The 14,836-nt window shown below is 56.9% G+C and carries 14 protein-coding genes and 1 tRNA gene; 6 read left to right on the top strand and 9 right to left on the bottom strand.

Features of this window, described 5'->3' with window-relative positions:
* Positions 1–8 precede the first annotated feature (8 nt).
* From HRR99_RS01480 to HRR99_RS01470, 3 genes are all read right to left on the bottom strand, one after another.
* The gene (locus HRR99_RS01480) at positions 9–2,528 is read right to left on the bottom strand and encodes a ligase-associated DNA damage response DEXH box helicase (protein ID WP_233122511.1); all 2,520 of its coding nucleotides are present in this window, start codon (positions 2,526–2,528) and stop codon (positions 9–11) included.
* A gap of 45 nt (positions 2,529–2,573) precedes the next feature.
* Positions 2,574–3,185, bottom strand: coding sequence for a YitT family protein (locus HRR99_RS01475; RefSeq protein WP_173996182.1), 612 nt, complete (start codon positions 3,183–3,185; stop codon positions 2,574–2,576).
* Between the two features lie 198 nt (positions 3,186–3,383).
* Positions 3,384–4,328, bottom strand: coding sequence for a class I SAM-dependent DNA methyltransferase (locus HRR99_RS01470; protein WP_233122510.1), 945 nt, complete (start codon positions 4,326–4,328; stop codon positions 3,384–3,386).
* 158 nt (positions 4,329–4,486) lie between these two features.
* Here HRR99_RS01470 and HRR99_RS01465 point away from each other — a divergent pair, with 158 nt between their 5' ends.
* Complete coding sequence (locus HRR99_RS01465) at positions 4,487–4,753, top strand: DUF6460 domain-containing protein (protein WP_045229877.1); 267 nt, start codon at positions 4,487–4,489, stop codon at positions 4,751–4,753.
* Position 4,754: 1 nt separating this feature from the next.
* Complete coding sequence (locus tag HRR99_RS01460) at positions 4,755–5,252, top strand: CAP domain-containing protein (protein WP_233122509.1); 498 nt, start codon at positions 4,755–4,757, stop codon at positions 5,250–5,252.
* Positions 5,253–5,490: 238 nt separating this feature from the next.
* Here HRR99_RS01460 and HRR99_RS01455 read toward each other — a convergent pair whose 3' ends face one another.
* Positions 5,491–6,579: a quinone-dependent dihydroorotate dehydrogenase gene (locus HRR99_RS01455; protein WP_233122508.1), complete on the bottom strand. Its 1,089-nt coding sequence runs from the start codon at positions 6,577–6,579 to the stop codon at positions 5,491–5,493.
* Positions 6,579–6,944, bottom strand: coding sequence for a DUF952 domain-containing protein (locus HRR99_RS01450; protein ID WP_233122507.1), 366 nt, complete (start codon positions 6,942–6,944; stop codon positions 6,579–6,581). The genes HRR99_RS01455 and HRR99_RS01450 overlap by 1 nt, the downstream gene beginning before the upstream one ends.
* A 236-nt stretch (positions 6,945–7,180) precedes the next feature.
* Between HRR99_RS01450 and HRR99_RS01445 the strand changes: the two genes are divergently transcribed.
* Both HRR99_RS01445 and HRR99_RS01440 read left to right on the top strand, forming a co-directional pair.
* The gene (locus tag HRR99_RS01445) at positions 7,181–7,831 is read left to right on the top strand and encodes a response regulator (RefSeq protein ID WP_233122506.1); all 651 of its coding nucleotides are present in this window, start codon (positions 7,181–7,183) and stop codon (positions 7,829–7,831) included.
* 114 nt (positions 7,832–7,945) lie between these two features.
* Positions 7,946–8,611, top strand: coding sequence for a S24 family peptidase (locus HRR99_RS01440; RefSeq protein ID WP_233122505.1), 666 nt, complete (start codon positions 7,946–7,948; stop codon positions 8,609–8,611).
* A 6-nt stretch (positions 8,612–8,617) separates the two neighbouring features.
* On the opposite strand, the gene HRR99_RS01435 is transcribed toward HRR99_RS01440, so the two are convergent.
* Complete coding sequence (locus HRR99_RS01435; RefSeq protein WP_233123540.1) at positions 8,618–9,379, bottom strand: transporter substrate-binding domain-containing protein; 762 nt, start codon at positions 9,377–9,379, stop codon at positions 8,618–8,620.
* A 215-nt stretch (positions 9,380–9,594) separates the two neighbouring features.
* Between HRR99_RS01435 and HRR99_RS01430 the strand changes: the two genes are divergently transcribed.
* Positions 9,595–11,490, top strand: a complete 1,896-nt coding sequence (locus HRR99_RS01430) for a glycosyltransferase family 2 protein (RefSeq protein ID WP_233122504.1) — start codon at positions 9,595–9,597, stop codon at positions 11,488–11,490.
* A gap of 63 nt (positions 11,491–11,553) precedes the next feature.
* On the opposite strand, the gene HRR99_RS01425 is transcribed toward HRR99_RS01430, so the two are convergent.
* Positions 11,554–11,877: a BA14K family protein gene (locus tag HRR99_RS01425; RefSeq protein WP_233122503.1), complete on the bottom strand. Its 324-nt coding sequence runs from the start codon at positions 11,875–11,877 to the stop codon at positions 11,554–11,556.
* A gap of 252 nt (positions 11,878–12,129) precedes the next feature.
* A protein-coding gene (locus HRR99_RS01420) for an IS5 family transposase (RefSeq protein WP_233122502.1) occupies positions 12,130–12,911 on the bottom strand; the annotation gives its coding sequence in 2 pieces (ribosomal slippage) (positions 12,130–12,581 and positions 12,581–12,911; 783 coding nt in all).
* 344 nt (positions 12,912–13,255) lie between these two features.
* On the opposite strand from HRR99_RS01420, the gene HRR99_RS01415 reads away from it, so the two are divergent.
* Positions 13,256–14,257 (top strand): hypothetical protein, encoded by a 1,002-nt coding sequence (locus HRR99_RS01415; protein ID WP_233122501.1) that lies wholly within the window; start codon positions 13,256–13,258, stop codon positions 14,255–14,257.
* Positions 14,258–14,723: 466 nt separating this feature from the next.
* Here the strand turns inward: HRR99_RS01415 and HRR99_RS01410 are convergent.
* Positions 14,724–14,797: transfer RNA gene (locus HRR99_RS01410), tRNA-Gly, on the bottom strand.
* Positions 14,798–14,836: the final 39 nt, after the last annotated feature.

Raw genomic sequence — 14,836 nt, 5'->3', positions numbered from 1 at the left:
CGGATGCATCATGACATCGCATCCGCAATCAGTTCGTCGGCGGCTTCGGCCAGCACATCGTCCAAGGCTTGGCCCGGCACCGTCTCGCGCCCTATTTCCATCATAACCGGAACGGCCAGCGGCGAGACATGCTCCAGAGCGCAATGGGTGGTGTGGCCCTTGATTCGCCTTAGCATATCGCCAAGACGGCCAATGTCCAAAAGTCCGGCTGCGGCATCGCGCCGCGTGGCTTCCAGCAGGATGTGATCGGGCTCATGGCTGCGAAGAACGTCATAAATAAGATCGGCAGAGACCGTGACCTGCCGCCCGGTCTTTTCCTTGCCGGGATGGCGGCGTTCGATGAGGCCAGAAATGATCGCGCAATTGCGGAAGGTGCGTTTGAGCATGAAGGATTCGTCGAGCCATGCCTCGAGATCATCACCCAGCATATCCTCATCCAAGAGATCGGGCAGCGAAAGGCGGTCGGATTGCAGGCGCATGCCGATATCTTCCAGCGCCCAGATGGCCAGTGAATAATCCGTGGCGACGAAGCCCATGGGCTTGGCCCCTGCCCGCTCCAGCCGCCGCGTCAGCAACATGCCCAGCGTCTGGTGCGCCAGCCGCCCCTCGAAGGGATACATGACCATGAAGAAGCGCTTGCGGAAAGGGAAGGTCTCAACCAGCAGTTCATCCCGTTTGGGGATGATGGATTTCTCTTTCTGGATGGCCAGCCAATCGCGGACCTGATCCGGCAAGGCGTGCCAGCGGGCGGGATCGGCCAGCATGGAGCGGACCTGGTCTGCCAGATAGGTGGAGAGCGGAAACTTGCCGCCTGCATAGGACGGTATTTTCGGGTCCATGGAAAAGGCCTGACTGACGAGGCATTCGCTTTCGCGGATACCTTCGAAGCGCAGCACCTTACCCGCAAAGAGGAAGGTATCGCCCTGCACCAACTGCTCTAAGAAATGCTCCTCGACCTTGCCGAGCGTCATGCCGCCGCGCCCGATGGTACCCTTGGCGTTGCGTTTGACCATACGGACATTCAGTTCCGCCGCCTCGACAATCGTGCCGAGGTTGAGGCGATATTGCATCGCGACCTGCGGGTTGGAGACGCGCCAAAGGCCATCTTTCGTCTGGCGGATGCGGGCGTAACGCTCATAGGTGCGCAGGGCATAGCCGCCGGTGGCGGTGAAATCCACGATACGGTCGAAGGTTTCGCGCGGCAGATCGGCATAGGGTGAGGCGGTGGTGACTTCGCGGTAGAGGTCATCCGCATCGAAGGGTTCGGCGCAGGCCATGCCGAGCACATGCTGGGCCAACACATCCAGCGCGCCCTCGGCAATCGGCGGCGTGTCCTGTGCGCCGATGTAGTTGGCATCCAGTGCGGCGCGGCATTCCATGACCTCGAAACGGTTGGCGGGCACGAGGATGGCCTTGGAGGGTTCGTCCATGCGGTGGTTGGCACGGCCGATACGCTGGGCAAGGCGGCTGGCACCCTTGGGCGCACCGACATGCACGACGAGATCGACATCGCCCCAGTCGATGCCGAGATCGAGCGTGGAGGTGGCGACGACGGCGCGCAGCTTGTTGTCGGCCATCGCCGCTTCCACCTTGCGGCGCTGGCCCGCATCGAGCGAGCCGTGATGCAGCGCAATCGGCAGATTGTCGTCGTTGATGGTCCACAGTTCCTGAAAAATGCGCTCGGCTTGAGAGCGGGTGTTGACGAAAATCAGCGTCGTCTTGTGCGCCTTCAAGGCCGGGTAGAGATCCTGCATCGCATAGCGCGCCGAGTGACCGGACCATGGAATGCGCTCTTCGGTGCCGAGAATGGCGATGTCGGGCTTTGCGCCACCATCCACGGTGATGAGACCGGCGGTGGGTTCGCCCTCTGTCTGCGGGCTGAGATAGCGTTGCAAATCCATCGGGTCAGCGACGGTGGCGGACAGGCCGATAGTGCGCATGGCGGGGGCGTGTTTGCGCACACGCGCCAAGGCCAAAGATAGCAGGTGGCCGCGCTTGGAGGTGACGAGCGAATGCAGCTCATCCAGCACCACATATTTCAGGTCCTTGAAGAAGCGTTCGGCTTCCTTGTTGGCGAGCAGCAGGGAGACCTGTTCGGGTGTCGTCAGCAGAATGTCGGGTGGTTTCAGCTTCTGGCGCTGGCGCTTGGCCTGTGGCGTATCGCCGGTGCGGGTTTCGACAGATATGGGCAGGCCCATTTCCGACACCGGCTTCATCAGGTTGCGCTCGATATCGACGGCCAAGGCTTTAAGCGGCGAGATGTAGAGCGTGTGGACGCCGACGAAGGCCGAGCCGGGCGGCACCTTGCCGCGTTCTGCGAGATCGGTGAGCGAGGCCATGAAGCCGCCCAGCGTCTTGCCCGCACCCGTGGGCGCAATCAGCAGCATGTTTTCACCCGCGCGAGCGCGAGCGGATAATTCCAGCTGATGGGCGCGGGGGCTCCAGCCCTTTTCGCCGAACCATTTCTGGAAGGATAAAGGCAAGGTGCCGACGTCGACGCCGGAGATGGGGGGCTCAGTGTGTTTCACTGATCTAAAGTAGTGAAACCTGGGCGAAAAAGAAGGCCTTGGAGGTCAGCGCACGACGATATAGCGATCCGAGCGGTGGTTGATGGCGAGGAAGAGATTGAGCACAAAGGCGCCGACGATGGAGTAGAGCACCGTTTCGGGGTTGATGACGGCAAAGGCGGCGATCATGACGCAGATATCGAAAGCAAGCTGGATGAGACCGGCGCGGATGCCGAAACGATCCTGAATGTAGATGGCGAGAATGCCGATGCCGCCAAGGCTGGCGCGGTGACGATAGAGCGCCAGAAGGCCGTAGCCCAGAAGAAGACCGCCGAGCAGTGCCGCCCAGAGCGGATTGATGCTTTCCACCACCATCCAGCGGCTTTCCAGCTCCGTCAGCACCGACACGAGGCCGATGGCGATGAAGGTTTTAAGCGAGAAGGCAAGGCCCAAACGACGGAAGGACAGGTAGTAGAAGGGAAGATTGACGAGGAAGAACAGCAGGCCGAAACTGATGCCGAAGGCGTAATGCAGAAGAAAGGCCACGCCCGCCGTGCCGCCGGTGAGCAGGCCGACCTTGGCGAGAAGGTAGAAACCGAGCGCCGAGACGATGCTGCCGGTGACGATGCCCTGAATGTCTTCCACCGGCGCGTGCTTGGCCGGATCGGCACTCCACATGCCATAAACGCTTCTCGTGAATGCCATGCGCGCTACCCCGAAATGGAACTGCCAGTTTTATGAGAGGGCATCGCCGCATCGTCATTCTTGCGATTGGGCCAGCTCAACGGGGTCTATTTTGCACTGCAAGAGGCGGCGTTTCAACATCGATATGTAAGCAAGGCTGACCTATCGATAAAAAGGCAAGAAACGAAAAGATCAGGTGGGTTTTCTGGCAAGAAACAGAATGCCAGCGAGAGGTTTTCCGGCGTCCTTGCGAATGGTGGTTTTGCGGGTTTGCATTGTTTGCAGGCCGGAGGCCTCCAGGAGAGCTCGGACATAGGCTTCCGAATGGGCATACCGCAGGGACGGCTGGAGGACAAAGCCCTCCTCGCTCCCTGCATCTTCCACCGAAAAAGCGAAGGTACCTCCAGCTGCCAGCAGCGCCAGGACCAGCGGCATGACGGTTTCCAGACTGCCGAGATACATCATCACATCGGCGGCGGCGACCAGATCGGCGCGGCGATGGGGAAGGTCATCGGTAAAGAGGCCGGATGTTTCTGCCGCCAGCGAAAGATCGGCTTGCGCCAGATGGTTGTAGATGCCCTTTTCTTCGGCCTTGGCCAGCATGTTGGTGGAGATGTCGAAGCCTTCGAGGCGTTGCGTCCAGCCGTGGATTTCGAGACCCAGCAGGCCGGTGCCGCAACCGATATCGACAGTGCAATTGAATTGGCCGCCACCTGGTCTTGCCGTTTCGATCAACGCTGCCAGTTTCTGTGGGACGCTGTATTCCAACTTTTCCACCAGCGAGGTTTCGAAACGGTCGGCGTAATCATCGAACAGGCCTTCGACATAAGCGCTTGGCGGTTGCTCCGGTGTTGCGGCGGCACCGAGTACGGCGAGTTTGAGCGGGGCTGCGAAGATACCTTCGGGGTCCAGCCGATCGACTGTCTCGTAGGCCGTAATTGCCTTTTCCCTTTGCCCAGCCTTGTCGCAATAATCTCCCAGCTGGACCCAGCCTGCGGCCCATGATGGGGTCAGTTCCAGCGCCTGCTCCATCAGTTCGGCAGCGGCGGCGTGATCTGCGCTTTCCGCCAGCATGCGGGCGTAATCTGCGCGCCGGTCTGCGATGGCATCGCCGGACGAAAACTGGTGTGGGGCCATGCACGCTTTCCTGAAAGAGGTGGGCTGTCTTTCATCAGGCCATAAAAAAACTCAAGTCCTATTTCATGGCAGCGGCCAATATGGCGCTGATAATGCGCCGACGCTTGCATAGAGGCACCATGCTTTCTATGTCTTGGCTGAATTAGGAGATTTTGCAGATGGCCGGTGAGGTGGATAAGGTGCTGGGTGACAGCGTAGCGCGCACGATCATAAAGTTGCTGGTCGTATCGCTGATCGTCGGCTTCGTCATGGCTGTCTTCGGCCTGACACCATGGAACATCATCTATGGCGTCAGAAATTTCGTGCTCGACCTCTGGCATAGCGGCTTCCGTGCTCTGGGCAGCATTGGCGACTATCTGCTGGCGGGTGCCGTAATCGTCGTCCCCGTTTTCATCATCCTGCGCCTTTTGAGCTTCCGCCGCTGATATGACCCAACATTCCCTGCTTACGTTTTCCCGGCGCGGCTTCGTGCTGGTTTCCGCTGGTGCTGCACTGTCCGCCTGCGTTTCCACGCCCACCAACAAGGGCGTGGCCTCCGGCACGCGCGATGAGACAGCTGCGGCCTTGCCTATGGTCAACGAGCTTCGCCGCTCGAAGGGGTTACCCACGCTGTCCGCCAACAGCGCGGCGCAGCAGGCCGCCGCCTATCAGGCCAACCGCATGGTGAAAGCGCAGAAAATGGCGCATCTCATCGGCCTTACGGACAGTTTTCTCATTCGCATGAAGGACGGCGGCGTACCGTTGCCTGCGGCTGAAAATGTTGCGGCTGGGCAGGATACGGTCGAGCGCGTGGTGAAGGCGTGGATTAGCTCTCCGCACCATCTGGAGAATATGCTGGGCAATTATGGCGGGCTCGGTGTGGCGGTTGCTTATGATGCGGCGGCGAAGAACCGGCCTTATTGGGCAATGGTGCTGTGTCGGTGATGGGGTTGAACCTGCGCCCGTGAAGGCACCCCTCACCTGAAAAATCTATGACTTAGCTGACGCTAAGATCATGATTTTTCTTCCTCTCCCACAAGGGGAGAGGTAACCCGCGGCGGCGCGGCAATCTTATCTCTCCCCTTGTGGGAGAGAAAGCGATTTCAACATCTTAAGCTCGCTTAAGTGTTAGAAATCGCAAGTGAGGGGTTCGCTCGCTCAAGGCATACACGACGTAAGATCACTAAATCGTCCGCTCGGCCCAGCGGTCCACAGCGCTATCACGCAACTCCCTGACATTCCCAACCCGCTCGCGCTCCACCAAGGTGGAAAGCCCGCGCACGATGCGGCCCGGTAGAGCCGGCCCCTCATAGACCATGCAGGAATAGAGCTGCACAAGATCGGCACCGGCGCGGATTTTTTCGAGCGCGGTTTCCGCCGATGACACGCCACCGACCCCAATGATGGGGAGATCAGGGCCGACGCGTTTGCGCATTTTGGCGAGCACGGTGGTGGAGAGATCGAAGAGTGGTTTGCCGGACAGACCACCCGTTTCATGATTGTTGGGGCCGGGTCGAAGGCCATCGCGCGACAGCGTGGTATTGGAGACGATCAGACCATCGAGATTATGCGCCAGCACTTCAGCGGCGATATCATCAAGCCCTTCCTCGGTCAGATCGGGTGCGATCTTGAGGAAGACTGGAAGCGGGCGATTGAGCTTTGCCGCCTCGGCATCGCGCTTTTCCAGCACGGCTTTCAACAGGGCAGACAGGCTTTCGCGCGCCTGCAAATCGCGCAGGCCCGGCGTGTTGGGCGAGGAGATGTTGGCCGTGAAATAGGAGGCGACAGAGGCGAAGGTCTCGATGCCCTTCACGTAGTCAGAAATGCGGTCTTCGCTATCCTTGTTGGCACCAATATTGACGCCAACAAGGCCGCGCAGGCCAGCGGCGATCAGGCGGGCAAGGGCTGCCGCATGGCCTTCATTATTGAAGCCGAGACGGTTGATGACGGCGTCGTTTTCCACGAGGCGGAAGATGCGGGGTTTCGGATTGCCCGATTGCGGGCGCGGCGTGACCGTGCCGATTTCTGTGAAGCCGAAGCCGAGTTTCAGCAATGGGCCAGGCACTTCCGCGTTCTTGTCATAGCCCGCCGCCATGCCAAGTGGGTTGGGAAAGACGAGGCCAGCGACCGTCTGTTGCAGGCGGGGATCGTGCGGCACCATGCAGGTGGGGATGAAGCCGGAGCGCAGCGCCGTGATCGACATGCCGTGGGCCACTTCCGGGTCTATGAGAAACAGGCCGCGCCGACCGATTGAGGAAAAAATTCCGCTCATCATGCAATCTCCGGAAACTGGTGGGCACCATCATCATCAAGTGTCAGCGGTGTTTCCCAAAGGACCGCGTTCAAGGGCAGAGGCGCGTAAAGATGGGGGAACTGATCTCCACCGCGTGAGGTTTCGAACACCAGCTTGTCACCCAGCACGCCACCATCGACGGCGACCAGCAGAAGATCGTCCTGACCGGCGAAGTGCTTGAGCGCGGTTTCCTTGACCTGGGCTGCGGTGGAGAAATGGATATAACCATCCTCGAGGTCTATGGCCGCGCCGTTGAAAACACCCGCTTCCTTCGCGTCCCGCCAAAGGCCTGTCGGCACGATCTTGTAAATGACCTGATTGATAATCGGGGGCGTTTCACTCATGCGGCGTCTCCTTCATATGCGGGCGGTTTGCCGCAAATGCGGGTCCTTGTCCACCGCTTCACACAGAATTTTGCGTGTAGATGGCACCTGAGGGGTGCTGCATGCAATCTAGCGCTTGTGTTGCAGCCGCATTTCACGCAATTCTTGATTTAGATTTGGATTGCGGTCGCTTGACGGCCAACTGTTCTGCGCCAAATATGGGACGCACATGAAATGCCTTTGGGAGGGGGCGCTGCATGTCACAACTCACCATTATCATTGCAGATGATCATCCCCTGTTTCGCGGCGCGCTTCGCCAGGCGGTGACGGGGCTGGAAGGCGACAACGCCATCATCGAAGCGGGCGATTTCGAAGCGGCGAAGGCCGCCGCAGGGCAGCAGCCCGATGCCGATCTGATGCTGCTGGACCTCGCCATGCCAGGCGTCAGCGGGTTTTCGGGGTTGATGGCGCTGCGGGCGGAGTTTTTCAGCCTGCCCATCGTCATCGTCTCGGCCACCGACGACCCTGCCACCATGCGCCGTGCCATCGAGCTTGGCGCGTCCGGCTTCATTTCCAAATCCTCGGGCATCGAAGACATGCGCGCCGGTATTCGTGCCGTGCTGGAGGGCGACGTCTGGATACCCGCATCCTGTCAGTCAGGCCACGAGCAGGACCCTGACATGGCCGACCTCATACACCGCTTGCGCACGCTGACGCCGCAGCAAAGCAGGGTTCTGGGCATGCTGGGCGAAGGGTTGCTGAACAAGCAGATCGCCTATGAACTCGGCGTTTCCGAAGCCACGATCAAGGCGCATGTCTCTGCCATCTTGCTGAAACTGAAGGTGGACAGCCGCACGCAGGCCGTGATCCAGCTTTCCAAGATCAATATGTCGACACTGGTGGCCTGATCATTAAGGATTTTATTCCTTTTACGACTTTACTCTTCGAGCGTCTTTGGTTAAATTTCGCCAGATACTGAAGCGAGCCGCGTGACGACGCCGCTCCATCCGGACCGTTGAACCATGCTGTCACACGATAATATCTGGAGTGCGATCGATACGCTTGCGGACCGTAACCAGTTGACCCCTTCCGGGCTGGCGCGGAAAGCGGGGCTGGACCCGACTTCGTTCAACAAATCCAAGCGGCTGGGGCCGGATGGACGCCAGCGCTGGCCTTCCACCGAGTCCGTGTCCAAGGTGCTGGAGGCGACCGGGGCGACAGTCGACCAGTTTTTCGGCTATGTGCTGAACCATGCGGACAGAAATACGCTGCCCGAAAGCAATTTTCCGCCGCAGCCGGGCGCCATTCCGTTGCTGGGCTTTGCGCAGGCCGGTTCCGGTGGTTTCTTCGATGATGGTGGTTTCCCCGCTGGCCAAGGCTGGGATGTCGTGGATTTCCCCGCTTCCCCCGCCAACAAGGTCGGCGTTTATGCACTGGAAGTGCAGGGCGAAAGCATGATGCCGCTCTACCGCGACGGCGACGTGCTGATCGTGGAGCCGGGCGCGCAGGTGCGTCGGGGCGACCGCGTCGTCGTCAAAAGCCGGGATGGCGAAGTCATGGCAAAGGTGCTGGCCCGCCAGACCGCCAAAACCATCGAGCTTTTTTCGCTCAACCCCGAGCATCCCAATCGCAGCTTCGATCTAGCGGATGTGGAGTGGATGGCGCGTATCATCTGGGCCAGCCAATAATTAGCGTTAAAACATTCCGTAGGGGAAATACCTGCGGTAGATTTCTTCCAGACGGCCGTTGCGCGACAGAGCGGCCAGCGCTTGATCAAAGGCGGGAACCAGCTTGTTTTCAGGATCGACGGTCATGATGGACAGCCCCTCACCCAGAAACCGGTCCGACATATAGGGGCCGTCGAACATGGCGCAGCAGCCACTGGACGCCGTGCCCGATACCCAAAAGGGCAGGCGCAGGCCATCGGCAAAGACAGCATCTATCTTGCCGGATTTCAGCGCCTCATACATTGGCTCGTAACCATCGAAACCATTGATCAGAACCGCCGGGAAAAATGCCTTGAGCATGGCCTCATGACGCGAATTGGTGACAACGCCGACCTTTTTGCCAGATAGCGCAGTGGCTGACTGCCCATCGAGTTTCGTCGCCTTATTCACCGCAAAACGGGCAGGCAGAAGCGTATAGGGGCGCGTAAAACTGAAACTTTTTCGCAGATCAGCGCTGGAGGCGATGCCGGACATGACAGCCTCGCCCTCGCCCATTTCGACAGCCGCCTCAAGCTCATCGAACGGCAAAGCCTGCACCTGGCATTTGTTTTCGATTTTCAGCTGCGCGCAAATCTCCCGTGCCAGATCGACGTGGAAGCCGACCAGACGCCCATCCTGATCGGTGAAGTTGAAAGGTGGAAAATCCACCGACATCAGGAAACGAACGCGCGGAATGGTCGAGAGGTCGGCGCCGGGTAGACGCTCCTGCGTATCGAACAGCACCGGCAGGCGTCCATTTTCCACCAGCCCATCTGCAACGGCAGAGTTCGGGCCAATAAACAACGACGCGGTGATGGCGGAAACCAAAATCCCCGTAATTTTCAAGGTTGCAACCAAAGAGCGCATGCATATGATCCGGCTGGGGAATTTAGGGGCTCCACCTCAACGGTGGCGGGTAGCGTATGTTGCGTTTTGACGAGTATACACAAGAATCGCAAAAAGCGATGCTTGTGAAGGGTGAAATTGTCGCGCTCGACAGGCTCGAGGGCGAGCTCATTCCTTTTTTGGACGGGCCGTCGCAAGACAGCGACGCGGCTACATTTCTCAAAGCACTGGGGTTGGGCAAGCCCTATATAGAAGACTTCACCGCTCGCGCCCTTCGCAACGGTTCCACCTTCGAGGCGGAGTTGTTGCAGAGCGGAACGGTGACGGAAGACGCCTATTTCGGCGCTTTTGCGCGCTTTTTGCGGCTGCCGTTCCTGGCCGAGCTGGACAGTGGTCTGGTGGTGGACACGCCATCGCTGGACGTGCAGCTTCTGGACACGCGGATGGTACGCCTGTCTCCCAAAGACGCAGCGCCTTACATCGCGATGGTGCCGGACGTGGGCAGCATCGAGCGGCTAAAACAGGCGCTGGAGACGTCACCCGACTTCGGCAGGAACCTCGTCGTGACGACACCAACGGCGCTGCGAAAAGCAGTTTGGGAGGTGGGCGAAGATCGCCGCACACGCCAGACGGTCAACGCCCTGTTCGATGCCAAACCTCATTATTCGGCACGGATCACGCTACATGGAAAACAGGGATTTCTGCTGGGTGTCGGCGCAACGCTGCTGGCGTGCCTGATCCTGATTTCGCCTGATATGACTTTTCAGCTGCTGCATATTCTGACGGCAGCACTTTACATGGCGGCTATTCTGTTCCGGCTGGTACCGCTGCGCGCAAAGCCGGACCGACGAACGTTGAAGCTGGTGGAGCAATCGCCAGACGGCCCCCTGCCCGTCTATACGATACTGGTGGCGCTCTACCGCGAGGAAGCCGTGGTCGAGCAACTTGTCACGGCGCTGAACCGGCTCGACTGGCCGAAATCCAGGCTCGATATCAAGCTGGTCTGCGAGGCGGACGATGCCTCTACCATCGCGGCGATAGAGCGCTTGCGGCCCGGTCCTCAATTCGAAATCGTCACCGTCCCTCCCTCATTGCCACGGACCAAGCCGAAGGCTCTGAACTACGCTCTTGCCGGAGCAAGGGGCGAGTTCATCGCCATCTACGATGCCGAAGACCGCCCGCACCCCAAGCAATTGCGCGAAGCCTATGCGCGTTTTCGCGATGGGTGCGACAAGCTGGCCTGCCTGCAGGCACCGTTGATCATCAGCAATGCGCATGTCTCGTGGATGACTTCATCCTTCTCGCTGGAATATTCCGCCCTGTTCAGGCGCATGCTGCCGATGCTGGCGCGTATGAAAATGCCTCTGCCACTGGGTGGCACGTCCAACCATTTTCGCGCATCGATCCTCCGTGAGGTCGGGGCATGGGACCCTTACAACGTCACCGAGGATGCCGATCTAGGCATGCGGCTCTACCGGTTGGGCTATTATTCAGATGTCATCAGCTACCAGACGCTGGAGGATGCACCGACCGATCTTTCAGTGTGGTTGGCGCAACGCAGCCGCTGGTTCAAGGGCTGGCTTCAAAGCTGGCTGGTGATGATGCGGTCGCCCTTACGCGTTGGCGAAGAGATGGGCTGGAAAGCCTATGCGGTGTTCCACCTATTGATCGGCGGTATGCTACTCTCTTCGCTGACACATCCAATTTTCATCATCTACCTGTTGATGGTCAGCAAGACTCTTCTTCTAGAGGGGCCAAGCGCGCTATCTCACGCCGAGCTCGCGCTAGCGGGAGTCGATCTGCTCAACATGGCGGCAAGTTACGCGATTTTTCTGCTAATGGGCACGCGCGCAATGATCGCACACGAGCGGGGCATGGTGGGACGACGGTGGATTGCGACGCCGGTTTATTGGCTTCTTCTATCAGTCGCGGCATGGAGAGCAGTCTACAAATTACGATATAAGCCATTTGTCTGGAACAAGACGCCGCACAAGCCGACCGCCAAGAATAACTAAGTAAATTTCTAATTAAAATATAGTTTTTTTAAAGTATAACTGGAAACGCAATTTTCGTTTCACTCAGTATGGTGAGCGGCACTCCGTGCGCGAACCCTGCTTGGTCTGATAGCTGTTATCAGTTGCGTGGTAAGATGTATATGTCTTCGCACACCACGTAACATGCTTGATTTCCTGGGCAGACAGAGACAAACCGCTGGAATTGGCGCTCTGCGCAACACCGCCTGTAAAGGCAACGGGCGCGTTGCCATAGGTGGAGCCTTGGGCTTCTGCCTGGCCTTCATAGGCAGGAGAGATGATGCTGAGGGCGTGAGCAGGTATTGTAGTAACTGTCGAGAAACCAATGCTCACTGCAACGACAGAAACGAGTTTTACCAGAATAGACATCGGTAATTCCTTTTTTCTATTTGGAATACCAACGTCAGGCCTACGCCTTTTGTTCCGGAAAAGTGAAGAAAGTTAAAATTTCGTATTGACACGCAAAAAATCGACGTGCGACGCGATGTTGAATTTCCTCAATATATCATTGCAATATGCTGCGCTTCGTCATGCTAAAGCGATGATAACCCAGTGCTTAGCAACGTAGGTGAACTCATTGGAAAGGTCGGTGAAGCGAAAAGCTCTTCAGAAACGGGGTTACTAGGGCCTGTTGACAAAGTATGGCAGCCATATCTTTACGGCGGCCAGGGCGAGAAATGCTGAGAAGGCTTTTCGGGTCTTGTCGTATCGGGTCGCAACGCGACGGAACTGTTTGAGGCGGTTGAACATCCGCTCGATGCGGTTTCGATCCTTGTATGCCCGGAAGTCGCAGGCAGGCGGGTTCTTCCGGTTGGCCTTCGGCGGAATGACCGGCCTGATCCCGTGGATCAGGAGTTCCTCGCGCAGGAAATCGCCGTCGTAGCCCTTGTCAGCAAGGAACAGCCTCGGCTTGCCGACCGGTATTGCCAGCAGGTCCGGAACGGCGTTGAAGTCTGAAGCCTCACCACCCGTCAGGACGAAGCCAAGAGGGCGTCCTTGACCGTCTGCTCGGGCGTGGATTTTCGTCGTAAAGCCGCCGCGTGATCGACCAAAAGCCTCCTGATAAGTCCCCCTTTAGCGCCCGCAGCCTGAGAATGGCCGCGAACCGTGGTGCTGTCGATCATGTGTTGCCAGTCATCCGTCAGTCCCAGTTCAACGAGTGTTTCAAGCAGAGCGTCCCAAACTCCTTGCTCGGCCCAACGGCGAAAGCGCACATAGACGGAATTCCACTTTCCGTATCGGTCATACATGTCGCGCCATGGGCATCCGACCCGAAGAACATGTAGCATGCCGTTCAGGTATCGTCGATTATCGTGTGAGGGACGAGACTTCCTGCCGCGTTCGGTGGGCAACAGCCCCTCAATGATCCGCCATTCTATATCCGTCAGGTCGCCGCGAGCCAAAACTGCCTCCTAAAAGGCAATCTTGAATCATGCTTCCGCTGATTTGGGAATCCACTTTGTCAACAGGACCTAGATCGATATGCTCGACGACCCCTCAAGGAAAAGCCGGAAAAATCATTCGCGGGAGGGCACCCAGCGTCTTGTAGAAAGCGACTTTCCCTTCGTTAGAAATCAGCCGCAGAAAACACCAGACCTTTGATCAAACGGCGATGGTAAACCAGATGAACAGCGATTGAGAAAGGTCAAACTCAGAATTTCGTAATGCATACTAATCCGGAAATGGGGTCCATCAGGGATTATTATCGCAAACTTGAAAGACTTAATCCAAATCGCTCCGATAGAGCTTGGGTAAGAGATTTGAAACAATTTATACTGGTAGACCGAAGAACGGGCCAACCACCGTTCTGGCACCGGCAATCACGTTTATAGAGGATGCAATTTTGAGGAGGCTGGACATAGATAAGGGACATGTAGGTATTTTTCCTCTTGCCAAGAAAGCTATTTTTGATGCTTGTCAACATGTTCAGTCAGATGACCTCAAAGCAGAAATATATCCCGATACGTCAGATCAATTAGTTCGGTTTTACTTCATTGGTAAAAGCTTTTGCGAATTCATCGACTGTGACCTGTTTAGTAAACCGTTTTTCCAAAAGTCCATGATAGAAAGCTACAGTGAAAAATTCACTGAACGTTTAAGGTCGTTGACACTTGAGTATCCTTGGGGCGAAGTTTTCATCACTGCTGAAGCATGGACCGGTCCAAGTACTAGCGAAGAAAACTTTGCATTTTCCACCCTGATATCGACCGATAATCCACCGTCTAAAGCGTCACTCGCATACTTTGTGCAAATGTCGCTCGACCAGCACGGGATGTCAGCGTTTTGGGAGGACGAGCAATGCGACCGCGTGCCCGAAGCATTTCTGGGGAGAACACCACTAGCAGACCTTGTCGAGCTCGCAGCGGCAAATCCTTCCATCTTATTCGCATCGGAAGGACGCAACACATTTCTGAAGCCAAGCAACCACATCAAGGGATTGGATGAAATATCACGCAATGTCTTTCTTTCATCTTCTGATTATTATAAAAATAATAAAGACTTAGTTCCTCAATCCGCCCTGTATTTGTGTAAACATTCGCAATACGTCGATAGAGTTTTGGAGATACGCGACAACATAGATGCAGATTTCGAATTCTCTCTTCCATACCTCTTGGAATTTATGCCATTGATTGGCAACGATTTCTTTCGCTCACCAGTTCGAATTGATGATTTTAGTCTATACGCACTGGAAGGTTCCATTCAGATGCCAGAACCACTCGCGACGCCTCGAAGCTGGAAATATACTTGAATTTGGGATAAACGCTTCGTGGCTGAAGTTTTTACAGTTTTCAGTTTTGCCTCGGCCGAATATAGCCCTTTGGAATAGGCAATCACCCTTGACGATGGCTTCGGCATAACGCGCGCCCATATCAATTGGTGCGTTACGCAAAATCGACCAAGACTCTCTGAACTTGCCCGACCACAACTATGTGCTCTAGCATCAGCGCGGAAATCGTTACGCTGAAAAATTCAGAAAGGTGAGAAATGCGGCTGGCGTCTCCTCGAATGTAAGTATTCCCGCGCCGGCGCCGTGTCTAAAACAATTGAGGCAACAGAGTCGATTGAAGCAGCCAGAGAGTTGGCCAGGCATACGACCGTAAAGATGACCAAACGCTACAGCCGTGGTGACGGTCTAGATATGAGCCGTAAAGTTGCCGAAGCGCGGGCTAAAAACCGCACCTGACAAAAGTGGCGCGAAATTTCATTAAAGTTACTGGAGCGGGTGAAGGGAATCGAACCCTCGTATTCAGCTTGGGAAGCTGCTGCTCTACCATTGAGCTACACCCGCGCAGACCTGAGGGTCTGATAGTTCCTGGAGGCTGTCAAG

The sequence above is a fragment of the Agrobacterium vaccinii genome (assembly GCF_021310995.1).
Lineage (GTDB): Bacteria > Pseudomonadota > Alphaproteobacteria > Rhizobiales > Rhizobiaceae > Agrobacterium > Agrobacterium vaccinii.
This window is presented reverse-complemented; position numbering and strand designations above follow the sequence as displayed.

Bases quoted from the DNA above. Each gene is read 5' to 3' on its own strand.
- HRR99_RS01455 (WP_233122508.1), bottom strand. From the start codon at position 6,579: ATGAGCGGAATTTTTTCCTCAATCGGTCGGCGCGGCCTGTTTCTCATA.
- HRR99_RS01425 (WP_233122503.1), bottom strand. From the start codon at position 11,877: ATGTCTATTCTGGTAAAACTCGTTTCTGTCGTTGCAGTGAGCATTGGT.
- HRR99_RS01450 (WP_233122507.1), bottom strand. From the start codon at position 6,944: ATGAGTGAAACGCCCCCGATTATCAATCAGGTCATTTACAAGATCGTG.
- HRR99_RS01475 (WP_173996182.1), bottom strand. From the start codon at position 3,185: ATGTGGAGTGCCGATCCGGCCAAGCACGCGCCGGTGGAAGACATTCAG.
- HRR99_RS01440 (WP_233122505.1), top strand. From the start codon at position 7,946: ATGCTGTCACACGATAATATCTGGAGTGCGATCGATACGCTTGCGGAC.
- HRR99_RS01460 (WP_233122509.1), top strand. From the start codon at position 4,755: ATGACCCAACATTCCCTGCTTACGTTTTCCCGGCGCGGCTTCGTGCTG.
- HRR99_RS01445 (WP_233122506.1), top strand. From the start codon at position 7,181: ATGTCACAACTCACCATTATCATTGCAGATGATCATCCCCTGTTTCGC.
- HRR99_RS01465 (WP_045229877.1), top strand. From the start codon at position 4,487: ATGGCCGGTGAGGTGGATAAGGTGCTGGGTGACAGCGTAGCGCGCACG.
- HRR99_RS01430 (WP_233122504.1), top strand. From the start codon at position 9,595: ATGCTTGTGAAGGGTGAAATTGTCGCGCTCGACAGGCTCGAGGGCGAG.
- HRR99_RS01470 (WP_233122510.1), bottom strand. From the start codon at position 4,328: ATGGCCCCACACCAGTTTTCGTCCGGCGATGCCATCGCAGACCGGCGC.